General features: G+C 41.6%; 14 protein-coding genes. 7 read left to right on the forward strand and 7 right to left on the reverse strand.

What is annotated here, in order from left to right:
* Positions 1-91: 91 nt before the first annotated feature.
* The 3 genes from dnaG to rpsU form a co-directional block, all read right to left on the reverse strand.
* Entirely contained in the window at positions 92-1,852 is a 1,761-nt protein-coding gene (gene dnaG, locus ACAY00_RS02620; RefSeq protein WP_371376836.1) for a DNA primase, read from the reverse strand.
* 180 nt (positions 1,853-2,032) lie between these two features.
* Positions 2,033-2,479 carry a GatB/YqeY domain-containing protein gene (locus ACAY00_RS02625; protein WP_371376839.1) on the reverse strand — a complete coding sequence of 149 codons (447 nt, stop codon included), beginning with the start codon at positions 2,477-2,479 and terminating at the stop codon, positions 2,033-2,035.
* Positions 2,480-2,505: 26 nt separating this feature from the next.
* Positions 2,506-2,721, reverse strand: coding sequence for a 30S ribosomal protein S21 (gene rpsU, locus ACAY00_RS02630; protein ID WP_371376842.1), 216 nt, complete (start codon positions 2,719-2,721; stop codon positions 2,506-2,508).
* Between the two features lie 191 nt (positions 2,722-2,912).
* On the opposite strand from rpsU, the gene tsaD reads away from it, so the two are divergent.
* Positions 2,913-3,938: a tRNA (adenosine(37)-N6)-threonylcarbamoyltransferase complex transferase subunit TsaD gene (gene tsaD, locus ACAY00_RS02635; protein ID WP_371376844.1), complete on the forward strand. Its 1,026-nt coding sequence runs from the start codon at positions 2,913-2,915 to the stop codon at positions 3,936-3,938.
* Between the two features lie 94 nt (positions 3,939-4,032).
* Here the strand turns inward: tsaD and plsY are convergent, their stop codons facing one another.
* Complete coding sequence (gene plsY / locus ACAY00_RS02640) at positions 4,033-4,614, reverse strand: glycerol-3-phosphate 1-O-acyltransferase PlsY (protein ID WP_371379511.1); 582 nt, start codon at positions 4,612-4,614, stop codon at positions 4,033-4,035.
* Between the two features lie 121 nt (positions 4,615-4,735).
* On the opposite strand from plsY, the gene folB reads away from it, so the two are divergent.
* The 3 genes from folB to ACAY00_RS02655 are packed head-to-tail and all read left to right on the forward strand — an operon-like array spanning position 4,736 to position 6,415.
* Positions 4,736-5,125: a dihydroneopterin aldolase gene (gene folB, locus ACAY00_RS02645; RefSeq protein ID WP_371376847.1), complete on the forward strand. Its 390-nt coding sequence runs from the start codon at positions 4,736-4,738 to the stop codon at positions 5,123-5,125.
* Positions 5,125-5,616 (forward strand): 2-amino-4-hydroxy-6-hydroxymethyldihydropteridine diphosphokinase, encoded by a 492-nt coding sequence (folK, locus tag ACAY00_RS02650; RefSeq protein ID WP_371376850.1) that lies wholly within the window; start codon positions 5,125-5,127, stop codon positions 5,614-5,616. Before folB ends, folK begins: the two co-directional genes overlap by 1 nt.
* Position 5,617: 1 nt before the next feature.
* A complete protein-coding gene (locus ACAY00_RS02655) occupies positions 5,618-6,415 on the forward strand; it encodes an undecaprenyl-diphosphate phosphatase (RefSeq protein WP_371376852.1) in 798 nt (265 codons plus the stop codon).
* A 97-nt stretch (positions 6,416-6,512) separates the two neighbouring features.
* Here the strand turns inward: ACAY00_RS02655 and ACAY00_RS02660 are convergent, their stop codons facing one another.
* From ACAY00_RS02660 to ACAY00_RS02670, 3 genes are all read right to left on the reverse strand, one after another.
* Entirely contained in the window at positions 6,513-7,196 is a 684-nt protein-coding gene (locus tag ACAY00_RS02660) for a gamma-glutamyl-gamma-aminobutyrate hydrolase family protein (RefSeq protein ID WP_371376855.1), read from the reverse strand.
* On the reverse strand, positions 7,169-8,152 hold the full coding sequence (locus ACAY00_RS02665) for an amidoligase family protein (protein WP_371376858.1): 984 nt from the start codon (positions 8,150-8,152) through the stop codon (positions 7,169-7,171). The genes ACAY00_RS02660 and ACAY00_RS02665 overlap by 28 nt, the downstream gene beginning before the upstream one ends.
* Before the next feature lie 94 nt (positions 8,153-8,246).
* A complete protein-coding gene (locus tag ACAY00_RS02670) occupies positions 8,247-9,530 on the reverse strand; it encodes a multifunctional CCA addition/repair protein (protein WP_371376860.1) in 1,284 nt (427 codons plus the stop codon).
* A 148-nt stretch (positions 9,531-9,678) separates the two neighbouring features.
* On the opposite strand from ACAY00_RS02670, the gene ACAY00_RS02675 reads away from it, so the two are divergent.
* The 3 genes from ACAY00_RS02675 (at position 9,679) to ACAY00_RS02685 (ending at position 13,453) form a co-directional block, all read left to right on the forward strand.
* Positions 9,679-11,343, forward strand: coding sequence for an ExeA family protein (locus ACAY00_RS02675; protein ID WP_371376863.1), 1,665 nt, complete (start codon positions 9,679-9,681; stop codon positions 11,341-11,343).
* A gap of 2 nt (positions 11,344-11,345) precedes the next feature.
* Positions 11,346-12,296: a general secretion pathway protein GspB gene (locus ACAY00_RS02680; RefSeq protein ID WP_371376866.1), complete on the forward strand. Its 951-nt coding sequence runs from the start codon at positions 11,346-11,348 to the stop codon at positions 12,294-12,296.
* Positions 12,297-13,126: 830 nt separating this feature from the next.
* Positions 13,127-13,453 (forward strand): hypothetical protein, encoded by a 327-nt coding sequence (locus ACAY00_RS02685; protein WP_371376869.1) that lies wholly within the window; start codon positions 13,127-13,129, stop codon positions 13,451-13,453.
* Positions 13,454-13,460 lie beyond the last annotated feature (7 nt).

Genomic DNA, 13,460 nt, shown 5'->3' on the forward strand with positions numbered 1-13,460 from the left:
CACCTATATGGCTATCAAAATATGAACAGTAAAGGACGAAATTATAGCAAGCTGAATCAATAAAAGCCAGACATCAAACGCATATCTTATGTTAAGACTTTGCGCTAAGTAAGGTCTGCAGTTCTCTTTTTTCATCGCTAGTGAGTTCGCCTAAACGAGCTTTTTGTAACAGAGCTTCGGTGCGGTCATCAACAAATGTCTTAATAAGTTTATCTAACGTATCAATAAAAACATTCTGAGCCGCATCTGCGTCTATATTGTGCTCCCAAATAACCAGTTTAGCCAATACCTTGCCTTGCTCGGTATCACGCCAACTTTCAATAATTTGAGCGCTGGTTAAATTAGGCGTCTGTTTGCACTGACGCATGATTGATTTTAATAAATCACTGCCTGGCACATTTATCGGGTCCAGCACAGATAAATCATCTAATACATCTACTAGATGGGGATGCTCAAGCAATAATGCAATAGCTAATCGTATTGGGGTGACTTTTGTTTTACTTTTTACCGCCTGTTGAGTCGTTGTTGTCGACTTTCTTTTTAGCTTATTCCATTGTTGCTCGGAGCCTAGACCAAATTTGTTAGCCAAATTGCTGATCATTGAATCTTTTAACGTACTCTCAGGCATCTTTTGTAAATACGGTAAAAATGATTCCATTAAGGCCGCGCGCCCTTCGGCGGTCGCTTCATTTACTTGGGTTAATAAATGTTCAAACAAAAAGTTCGACAACGGCATGGCTTGTTCTATGAGCGTTTCAAATGCCAGTTTCCCTTGTTTACGCACTAATGTGTCTGGGTCTTCCCCGTCGGGCAAGAAGACAAATTTTAATGTCACACCATCGGTAATCAGAGGCAGGGCGTTTTCCATCGCACGCCAAGCGGCATCACGACCGGCTCGGTCACCATCATAACAACAAACCACTTCTTTAACGGTTCTAAACATGGTTTGTAATTGTTCTTCTGTGGTTGAAGTACCTAATGAGGCAACAGCATATGAGATATCATGCTGAGCCAAAGCGACCACATCCATGTACCCTTCAACAACCACTAAGCGGGTTAAATCTTTACAATAATGTTTGGCTTCATACAGACCATAAAGTTCCTGACCTTTATGGTAAATACGGGTTTCGGGGGAGTTCAGGTACTTTGGTGTACCGTCTGCTAGCACTCGACCACCAAAGCCAATGACGCGACCACGCTTGTCTTTGATTGGGAACATAACTCGACCACGAAACCTATCATAAGGTCGGTTTTTATCCCCTTGAATGGCCATCCCCAAATCGACCAATTGCTTGCTGATTTCATGGTTTTTAGCAAAAGCATTCATCATCGCATCCCAGCTATCGGGACTGTAACCAATACCAAATTTTTTCACCACGTCACCGGTTAAACCACGAGACTTTAAATAGTCGATGACTTGGCTAGAGTCTTCATGATGTTTTAGCGTGTGTTGATAAAAACGACTGATATCTGCCATAAGCTCATAGTCGTTTTGCTTTTGCTGTTGAACTTGTTGCTTTTTGCGTTGTTGCGCAGGCGTTAGGTTTTGCTGTTCTCGCTCAACTTCTACCCCGTTATAACTGGCAAGTTCTTCTATGGCATCAACAAAATCTAAACGTTCGTACTCCATAACAAAGCTGATAGCATTGCCATGGGCGCCGCAACCAAAACAGTGGTAAAACTGTTTATCACGACTGACCGAAAAGGATGGACTTTTTTCGGTATGAAATGGGCAACAAGCTTGGTAATTTTTACCTGCTTTTTTGAGTTTGACCTTAGAGTCAATCAAATCAACTATATCGGTTCGCGCGAGCAAATCGTCAATGAAAGTTCTGGGGATCAAACCTGGCATAGTGGTGAATTAATAATCTCGAAAAATTAGACGGTAATCTGACACTAAACTATATCAAACTGATGAATTATTACTAGCGTTTGTATTACGCTAAAGGGTTGTTTATAGATATTAATTGGATTGTGCAAATATAAAAAAACCGCACTAAAGAGTGCGGTTTTTCTTAAATATTTTAAACGCTTAAGCGTTTAGGGCAGCTCTAACCTGACCACTAACTTTACCCAAGTCAGCGCGACCTTGCATTTGAGGTTTTAATACCCCCATTACTTTACCCATGTCAGCCATAGAGGCTGCACCGGTTTGCGCAATGGCATCGGTAATAAGCTGAGCGATTTCGTCAGCCGTTAAAGCTTGTGGCAAGAACTCTTCTAAAACAGAAATTTCAGATAGTTCTTTTTCTGCCATATCGTCACGTCCACCGTCTTTGTACATCGCCGCAGATTCTTTACGTTGCTTAATCATTTTCGTGATTAAGGCTAGAATGTCGGCTTCTGACATTTCGGCTTGGTTATCGATTTTTGCCTGTTTTATAGACGACAACGCCATGCGAACAACGCCAAGACGGGTTTTGTCTTTGGCTCGCATGGCGAGTTTCATTTCGTCGTTGAATTGACTAAGCAATCCCATAACTTAAAGCTTGTTTGCCTAAAGTCTTAGTATAAACGAACACGACGAGCGTTTTCGCGAGAAACTTTCTTCGCGTGACGCTTAACAGCAGCAGCTTTCTTACGCTTACGTTCCCAAGTTGGCTTTTCGAAAGATTCGCGACGACGAACTTCTGAAAGGATACCTGCTTTTTCACATGAACGTTTGAAACGACGTAATGCAACGTCAAATGGTTCGTTATCTCTTACTTTAATTACTGGCATTGTGCCTCTCACCTCTAGTGAATTCTGTGATACTCGGTAAAATTTAACCAAGTCGATTAAAATTGGTGCAGTATTCTAATCTGATCGCTAAGCTTATGTAAAGTTTTAAATGGCTTTTTCTTTAAAACTAGTGGTTAATTTTCACTTTGGGCGCTATGATCCCAGAAAATTTTCAATGGATTCCTTTTATTATGCGAATTTTAGGTATAGAAACTTCTTGTGACGAGACCGGTATTGCGATTTATGACGAAGAAAAAGGCATATTAGCGCACCGTTTGTACTCTCAAATTGCGGTTCATGCAGACTATGGTGGTGTCGTGCCTGAATTGGCATCTCGTGATCATGTCCGCAAAACCATTCCTTTAATTAATGAAGCGTTAAAAGAAGCTGGCATAACGCCAAGTGATCTTGATGGTGTGGCTTATACTGCAGGCCCTGGGCTTGTGGGGGCATTATTGGTCGGCTGCTCAATCGGGCGTTCACTAGCCTATGGTTGGAATTTACCCGCCATCCCAGTACATCACATGGAAGGCCATTTATTAGCCCCAATGCTAGAAGATGATGTACCTGAGTTTCCATTTGTGGCGCTGTTGGTTTCAGGTGGCCATACCATGATGGTGCGAGTTGACGGCATTGGTGAATATGAATTACTAGGCGAGTCGGTGGATGACGCCGCTGGTGAAGCCTTTGATAAAACGGCCAAACTCTTAGGGTTAGACTACCCAGGAGGACCTGTTTTGGCAAAAATGGCACAGCAAGGAACACCTGGTCGCTTTAAGTTTCCACGTCCGATGACTGACCGCCCAGGTCTGGATTTTAGCTTTTCAGGTTTAAAGACGGCGGCCGCGACGACGATAAAAAAAGAAGACAGTAGTGAGCAAACCAAAGCCGATATTGCTTATGCGTTTCAAGAGGCGGTGATTGATACCTTAGCAATAAAATGTCGTCGTGCCTTAAAGCAATGCGAATTAAATCGTTTGGTGATTGCCGGCGGAGTGAGTGCCAATATTATGCTAAGAGAAAAGCTAGCTGAAACAATGGCAAAACTTAATGGTAAGGTTTACTATCCGCGCCCTGAATACTGTACCGATAATGGTGCGATGATCGCGTTTGCAGGGATGCAACGGTTGAAAAGCGGTAATTTAGCCGATTTAACTTTTAAAGCCAAACCTCGTTGGCCCTTAGATTCACTAACGCCAGTGAGTCAAGAAAGCTAACCTCTTATGCTAAAACGATAAGTTACATACGCAAAGATGTTTTTGCGTATGTAACTCTTAGCCTTCACGCTATACAGCCCTAAAACCAAGCAGACTACTCTTCGCCAATCTTCGCTTCTTTACCACTAAGTAAGCGCCAAATATTACTGCGATGGCGAATGATAATCAAAATAGACAACATGGTCACCGACTGGGTGTACATTGGCTTGATTAAGTAACTGTATAAAGGGGCGAGCGAGACGGTAACAATCGCGGCTAAAGATGAGTAGCGAGTCAGTTTAGCGACAATCACCCAGGTTGAAATTAACGCTGCAGCAAACCCCCAACTAATTGGCGCAAGAGCTCCTAAAGCTGTCGCCACGGCTTTGCCACCTTTAAAACCAAAGAAACAAGGGTACATATGGCCAAGGCATGCGGCGATGGCGATAAAACCTAAGTGCAAAGGTTCAACACCCAATAAAAAAGCCCCATAAACAGGGATTGTCCCTTTTAGCACATCAAAAAGAAGAACGGCGGCTGCGGTCGGTTTGTTGCTAAGTCTTAAGACATTGGTTGCGCCGGGATTTTTTGAACCCAGTGAGCGCGGATCAGGTAAACCGCGCAATCGACAAATCAAAATTGCACTGGAGATAGAGCCAATAATATACGAAGCAATAATTAAGACTATTGTTAGCACGTACATTGCCTCTCCTGATGGCGTTTAAATAAGCGGGCTGAATAAAAAAACAGCGATTAAATTTCTTTTTCCATTCTAACAAGCTATCTGGTGGAATTACTACCGTACTATAGGGTAAAATTTGCACTTATTTGCAATTATTTCAGGTTTGGTCATGGATATAGTGTTTATCGAAGGTTTAAAGGTTAATACCACGATTGGGTATTACGACTGGGAAAAGAAAATCAAACAGTTGTTAGTTTTCGATATCCAAATGGGCACCGACATTCGCGCTGCAGCTCAAAATGATGAATTAGCAAAAACCATTAATTACGCTGAGATATCAGAATTAGTGGATGAATTTGCCAATGCAAATGTGGTAGATTTACTCGAAACTTTGGCTGAGCGCTTGGCTGAACACATAATCACAACGTATTCATTAAGTTGGATCAGGCTAAAAATTTCCAAACCCACCGCGGTTGCACAAGCCGATGCTGTTGGGGTAATTATTGAACGTGGTAAGCGAAATTAATGGCACAAGTTTACATTTCTATTGGTAGTAATATTGACCGAGAAAAGCAGATTATTGCTGGAGTCAAGGCGCTAAAACAGGCTTTTGGTAATATCGAATTGTCGTCGGTTTATGAATGCGAGCCAGTTGGCTTTGTTGGCGATAATTTTTTTAATTTAGTTGCTCGCACCGAAACAACGAAATCACCTGGCGAAGTAGGTCAAATTTTAAAGCAATTAGAGTATGACCACGGCCGCGTTGATTTTTCAAAAAAATTTAGTCCGCGTAAAATGGATTTGGACATCTTACTTTACGATGACTTAGTCATGGACGAACCGGTACAAATCCCTCGAGATGAAATACCAGAAAACGCCTATGTTTTACAACCACTGGCAGAATTAGCGCCAGATTTGGTTCACCCTACGTTAGGCCAAAGTTACCAACAACTTTGGCAGGACTACAACAAAGAACAACAACTAAGGAAAGTGCCGTTTATCTGGCCGAACAACTAATATGTCAACGATTGAAATCTTTTTCTTGGCTCTTATTCAGGGCTTAACTGAATTTTTGCCCATTTCGAGCTCTGCACATCTTATTCTGCCATCACAAATTTTAGGGTGGGCTGATCAAGGCCTTGCTTTTGATGTTGCGGTACATGTGGGCACTTTACTGGCGGTAATGATTTATTTTCGTGGTGAAGTCAGCTCGATGTTATTTGCCTGGACCAATTCGATTATCAAAAACGAACGAACAGCCGATTCAATGCTGGCGTGGTGGATCATCTTTGCCACCATCCCAGCAGGTTTATTTGGCTTATTTGGTAAAGATTTTATTGAAGCGCATTTACGCTCTGCTGCAGTGATCGCGGCTACAACCATTGGTTTTGGTTTATTGCTTGGTTTTGTTGATATTAAAAGTAAAAAGAACAAAAAAATTGAACAACTGGGTTTTAAAGGCGCGATGTTCATTGGCCTCGCGCAAGCGATAGCCTTAATTCCGGGAACTTCTCGCTCTGGTGTGACCATGACGATGGGGATGATGTTAGGTTTAACCCGTGATGCAGCCGCCCGTTTTTCGTTTTTATTATCGATCCCAGCTATTGGGATGGCAGGCAGTTACTTAACGATGAAACTTATCACCGGTGCAGAGCCCGTTGACTGGCAGGCTATTTTTATGGGCGTTACAATAGCCTTTATTAGTGCCTATGCCTGTATTCATTACTTCTTAATTTTATTAGAAAAAATAGGCATGATGCCGTTCGTAATTTATCGCTTAATATTGGGGGTTTTCCTAATTGGCTTTATTATTTAAAACGACGTTTTGAAACGCCATGATTTACGGTTAATGAAAAGGAGCTAACAAGCTCCTTTTTTGTGTTTAAATTAACCGTTGTCGTTAAATTACCATATTAGCTTTGGCCATGGCGTTTTAGGCTTTGCTGAACGAGCCATTTAAAAATGCTTAATTGGGCGGGCAAGTAGGCAAGATACTCTGGATGCCACTGAACCCCTAGGACAGGGGCATCATTGGAAGACTCAATCACCTGAGTGATCTTATCCAGATCCCAACCGCTACGCCTTAAGCTGTTGCCCGATTTATCTACAGCTTGATGATGTAAGCTATTAACCCGAAGTTTTTGATAGCCGGTGATTTTAGCTATGGTACTGTCTTGTTCTAGCCATACTTGCTTGGTGGGTAATAAGCCGGGTCTGTTATAGGTTAATTTACGCAGTTGGCGAATATCATGGTGTAAACTGCCTCCTAAAACCACATTAATTAGTTGCGAACCTCGGCAAATGCCGAGCAGGGGAATATTATGTTCTAACGCTTGTTTAATGCATTTGATCTCTAGCGCATCACGCTTTACATCCAGTTTTACCTTTGCATCAATTTCACCGCCATAGTGTTCAGGATTTATGTCATTGCCGCCACCGACAACAATGGCATCAGGCATATCACCATGCCAGTGATGATCAACCGACACTCGAATAGGTTTTGCACCACATAAGCGCAAGGCAAGCGCAGTGCACCACCATGCAGGAGCCCAACGACGATTGTTACCTGTTACGGCAATTCGTGGTCTTTTATCCATTGATCAATCCTTTGTATCCATTGTTTTTTTTCGACAGCTTTGCCATGTTTATGGTCTATTAACGAATGGCTTAAACTGTTCATCGCACTTGGATCATTGGCAAGTTTTTCAACAAAACACCAAATATTCCAAGACTCGGCAAGTTGCCAGTTAAGATCATCAATATGACAATTGGGCAATCGATAATGAAAGGTTGGTCGCGACTTGATTTTGGCATCATCAACGATCTTAAATACTTTTTCTTTATTGATATGGCTAAACAAAGGCAGCATATCAAGGGCTCGATTACGGGTGGCATTAAAATGTAAGTAGTCATCAATGAGTTGATCCATATCCGGCTCAGGTGATGTCAGTAAATGCACTAAGTACTGTTCTGAGAATGGGGCAATATAAGGGCTAATACGACGGGCAATATCGATATTTTGCACGTCAGTTAGCCAGTATTGCAATAACCCAAACGCCTTTAGGTAACGATGAATAGTCGAGGCATCTATTCGTGGAATTTCAGGATTTATATGCACACCATAGGCGGCAATCAATGACTCTTCTGTGCCCACTGCACCATGCTTGCGAAGCTCATCTATTAATGGATTTAAACACCCGAGTTGAGATATTTTTATTGGCGGGCAAACAACTTCAATCGGTACTAATATTTGCGCCGCTTGCGATATTGTATTGAGCCAGGCTTCTGGCGTACTGTCTTGTTCAACATGTTTAGCGGTTTGCTTTAAAAAGTCCCAGTCTACTTCCACCGTAAACGCACCATACTCAGTCTCTATTGATGTTTCAGCTGGGCCTTGTTCTGTTATCTTGCCATTAAGTGTATTACACGTGATCTCGACAGTTTGTGTTAAAGAAAGCCCCGAAAACTCAAGCTCAAAGCCAACCGTTCGTTCTTTACCTTGTGCGTTCTTACCTTGTTTGGGCATATAAAATGTATTGCCTTGCGATGTCATTTTACGCTCCTTTTCTCGGCTGAATTTTGAGTAAGTTAGCCGAATTTTTTGATCAGCATGTGGTAACTGTTTGTTGCTACTATGGGGTTAAGCATTAGCACTCAGCACTTTTCGCATTATCTTCTTGCCAACGCGATTTAACTTTGGCTATGGCGTCTACTTTAGTGTGATTAATGGCTTCTTTTATGGCTTTTCCTTTTAGGCCTTTTGCCACAAAGTCTGCAGGTTTTAGGTGTTTACACGCTTGTAGGCACTCGCGTAGGTATTGAGCTTGCGGGTACGGATTGTTCTCCATACCTAACCGTCCGCAGGCATCGGCCTGACAGGCCAATAAAAACGAGTCAAAATCACTTTCTTTGCGCCACACATCGACTTTGTTAAATAACGTTAAAATAGTTTCAGCCCTAAGCTCAAACGCACGATGGCAATGCAAATGAAATTCACAGGTTAATTGTGCTACTCGAGTGATTTGATTGGGTACCCTAAGCTGCTGACAAATTTCGTTTACTAAAACCAAGCCCGATTTTTCATGACCGAAATGTTTTGGCCACTGGCTTTTATCGGTTAAGCCTTTACCTAAGTCGTGGCACAGGCTGGCAAAACGAACATCCAAACCGGCTTTTAAGGTAACCGCTTGTTGTAATACCAATAGGGTATGAACACCTGAGTCGACCTCAGGGTGGTGCTCTTTAGGATTAGGTATACCCCAAAGAGCATCTAAGCTTGGCCATAATACTTTTAAAGCAGAGCAATGGCGTAATACCTCAATAAAAATTTCGGGGTTGTCTTCCATTAAGGCACGAGAAAATTCTTTCCACACCCGATCTGGGGTTAAAGCTTGCAGCTCACCTTGCTCGACCATATGTGACATCAGTTGCATGGTTTCTTCGGCCACTTCAAAGCCGAGGTAATGATAACGTGCGGCAAAACGCGCGACGCGTAATACCCTTAGAGGATCTTCTTTAAATGCATCCGATACATGGCGTAATACTCTGTTGTTGAGATCGGTTTGGCCGTTGTAAGGGTCTATGATGTCACCCGCTGGACTCATCGCCATTGCATTAATGGTTAAATCACGACGCATTAAATCTTGCTCAATAGTGACGTCGGGTTCGGCATAACAAACAAAACCAGTATAACCATTGCCTTGTTTGCGCTCGGTTCTGGCCAGTGCATACTCTTCTTTGGTTTTGGGGTGCAAAAAAACAGGAAAATCTTTACCAACTTGTTTAAAGCCCCGTGCCAGCATTTGTTCCGCGCTAGCCCCAACCACCAGATAATCGCGCTCTAAAATTGGCCGATTTAATAAGCTATCTCTGACTGCGCCGCCAACAAGAAAAATATTTAATGATGATAATAAAGTCGATTGTTTTGCCACTAAGTTGTTACTCTCGTCTTTTTTATAAAATTGTCTGATGTTAGTGTATCGTATTGGCCTAAAGATAGAAAACTGAACCGCATGTTTTGACTTATGACCTTAGATTGGGTACTTTCAATCTAGTTTTTATCATTTTAATAATAATCATATGACAACAGGCTACACCGGCTATTTTGGCCTTCTAGAATCTCCTTTTTCGATAGCACCAAACCCACATTACTTATTTATGAGTGGTCGCCACAAAGAAGCCTTGGCTCACCTTACATATGGTTTGGGTGAAACCGGTGGTTTTGTGTTGCTTACTGGTGAAGTTGGCACAGGCAAAACAACGGTATCGAAGTGTTTATTAGAGCAATTACCTGAGAATACACAAGCTGCGTTTATCTTAAACCCAACGCTCTCGGCCAAAGAATTGTTAGCCACCATATGTGATGAACTTGGTATTGACTATGACAGCAATACCGCAACCTTAAAAACCTATACCGATAGTATTCATCGACGCTTGTTGGACAATCATCATCACAATAAAAACACCTTGTTGATTATTGATGAAGCGCAGCACCTTGATGCGCACGTGTTAGAGCAACTGCGTTTGCTGACCAATTTAGAAACCCATACAAAAAAGCTATTGCAAGTGATTTTAATTGGTCAACCTGAGTTGCAAGAGCTGTTAAAACGCCGTGATTTACGCCAATTGGCTCAACGCATTACCGCTCGTTATCATTTATTACCGTTAACCAAACAAGAAATCAGCGATTACATTACGCACCGCTTGGCTGTCGCTGGCACATCACAAGCCTTATTTAGCCGCGCTGCGATAAGCGCCATTCATAAATTGTCAAAAGGCGTTCCTAGGATAATTAACTTATTGTGCGATCGCTCATTATTAGGTGCTTACAGTAAAGAGCGCAAAGTTGTTGATAAAAACATAGTATTGCAAGCCGCCACGGAAACTCTAGGCGCTGAAACTTTGGCCATTTCTGTTTGGCAAAAGTTTCACTTAAACAAAGTCGCCTATGTGCTAACGGCTACCTTGACGTTGTATTTTGGTAGCTATGTTGCGAGTAGTCAGTTAGAGCATTATCAGGCGCAAGAGTTACAAGCACAAAAACGCATACAACGAGCAGAGCAAAAAGCGCAAGTCGAATATGAATTTAAGCAACGTAACAGGGTCGAGAATCGGTTAATTAATCAGAGCCGTGATTTAGGTGAGGCATTTTCTACCTTATATCAGCAATGGCAAATTCAATTAACCAGCTCAAATAAAGGCCCATGTCAGGCGGCGACAGAGTTTCAATTACAATGCTACTGGTACAGTGGTAGCGCGCAGGGCTTTTTAAGTTTACAAACCCCCGCCGTATTAAAGTTCAAAGATGATAATGGCAATGACTTTTTTGCTACGTTTTTAAAGTATAAACCCACTGAAGACCGTTTGATTTTGTCGTTTTCACAACAGCAAAAAGAAGTCAGTAAGCAATGGTTTTTAACAAATTGGCACGGTAGTGCGGCGATTTTATGGCGTGCACCAGATTATTTTGTCGACAAGATAGACCAAAACAGTGAACCAAGTTTATGGCAATGGCTCGAACGTCACCTCGCCGTTGTGCAACAACGTGAGGCGAGGGCATTAAATCGCTTTGATCCTTTGCTCATTAATCAATTACAACAGTACCAACATCAACAAGGTTTGCTGGTAAAAGAATATGCCGATTCCAATACCGTGATTTCGCTGTTAGCTAAAAACCAATGGCAAAAATTGCCACATTCTGAGCAAGCCAGAGGCAATCTACCTGCCTTAGCGGGGGAGAAGTAATTATGTCCTATATTTTAGACGCCCTTAAAAAGAGCCAGCAGCCATTAACCTCAATCGATTTTATTAGCGATAACCTAGATAGAGTTGAAGACTCTGAAACCTTGAACGTGATTAAAAAATCTGTTGCGACAGTTGCCGTTATAGTCGCTTGTTTTAGTGCGGGCTTTTTATTATCAGGGGGTAAGCAGGTGATTCATTATGCTCAAAAGCCGATGAGCGAATATGAGTTACCTGTTCTGGAAATACAGACCCAAGATGAGCCCTTAAAATGGCCAAGCTTTAGCAAAGAATACCAAGAGAATGTGTATTTTGATCAACCAGAGCGATTCAATCAGCTCAATACAAGTCGCCAACAAGCCTATTGGCTGGGCGAAATTGAACGCCAAGAACAACTTCAAAAAGCAGAAAAACAAGCACAGCAACAAGCCGTTGCCGAGCAAGTAAAACGGGTTATTGAACAGCAAGGCGCTTTAGTGGCAGCGACTCAGGTTACAGAGCAAGTGCTAGAGCAAACAACTGCACAATATCCCAATCAAACACAAGCTGCAAATCGTGATATACACTTTAACGCCGATGATCTTGAAGGCGTTTCGCCTGAGTTATTACAAGCATTTGAGCAAGCCCTTAGCGAAGAACAAGCTCAAAGTAGCACCGCGTCATCGTTAAATAATACCCCGCTAGAGCCTGAAAGACCTGTTAAAATGGCGCAAGAAGAAATAAAACCTCTTGCCCAAATGCCGCAGTGGTTACAGGATGCCGTCCCTCCTTTACACTTTTCCATGCATATGTATTCGTCAATTGCCGAACAAAGTTGGCTACGCCTAAATCGTAAAGATTATTATGCTGGCGCGATGACCGATGAAGGCTTGGTGATTGAAAAGATCTTACCGCAAGAAGTGATTTTACAATACCAAGGTCAGCGTTTTAGTTTAAAAGCTTTATCGAGTTGGTAAAAAATCGAATAAAAGATAACAGCGAGATCCTTCTTGTGATGAGGGATCTTAAAAGTTTCAAAGTGACTTTGTACGATCGGGTTGCGCTTTCATATTAATCAGCAATATTAATGTGTTATATCGATTTTTTTCAGTCGCCTCAGCTACTGAATTAGTTAATTTCCTCTTATAAGGTAGCCTTCTTTTCATAAACAATATTTTCACAAACCACTTCACTTGAAAGTACCTATAAACTTTTCTCAATAAAATATTTGCAGGTTTACTAAGCCGTTCTTAATTCAAAATCTTTGTTTTTTGCCTAAATTTATCCGCATTTTTGCTGTTTGATCTTGCGCTTTGAGTTTCAGACAAAGCTAAAAGGGGGGAATATTTTGATATAAATCAGATAACTGTCCGATAACTGTTAATACATTAAAAAAACCTAATTTAGTAACCACTAAATTAGGTTAGGCTGATATTGAGCGTATAACAAAGCTTCAAACGTTGAACCTTTAATAGGCGATAAAACTATGTCGCTACCTATATAGAAATTATTTTAAACGTGCGATTTACGATGATTAAGGTGCTCTTAGTGATGTGTGGAAAGTTAGAAAATAAATTATTCAGAGTGCTTAGCTTATGAAAATCTATAGCCTAATTTCCGTTGTCTTTTTCGGTTATCTCTTCTCTCTTTCAGTCTCATTTGAACCGTCAGCAACAACCCCTGTCAGTCAATCACTCTCTAATAAATCAACAGCAAAGCATCATACCCTGGAGCAATTCGCACACGATTTATATTTACCTGCAAAGAATGACTTTAAATTTATTAACAACTTACATCGAGGTTCATTATGAAAAAACTAATGTTAGGCGTACTGCTTGCTGGTCTGTCTTTAAGCGCAGCAGCTGATCCCGTTAAAGGTCAAAAATATTACCTTAAATATTTGCGACCTTTGTTTAACTACAACGGTCAAGTATTTGCGACTCAGCACTTACAAATGGAGTGGGGAACCTACTTTAAAGACGGTGGCGAACAATTCATCAAAGAATTTAGTAAAAAACACCCAGAAGCCGCTGAGTTCTTGGCGAGTAAGAAGTTCCAAAAAATTGCACCACATATCAAAGACTTCGCAGTGAAATATGCAGCGGATAGTGGTGAACTGCCTAATTGTAATTAATGGATTA

The organism is Thalassotalea sp. 273M-4, assembly GCF_041410465.1.
GTDB lineage: Bacteria > Pseudomonadota > Gammaproteobacteria > Enterobacterales > Alteromonadaceae > Thalassotalea_A > Thalassotalea_A aquiviva.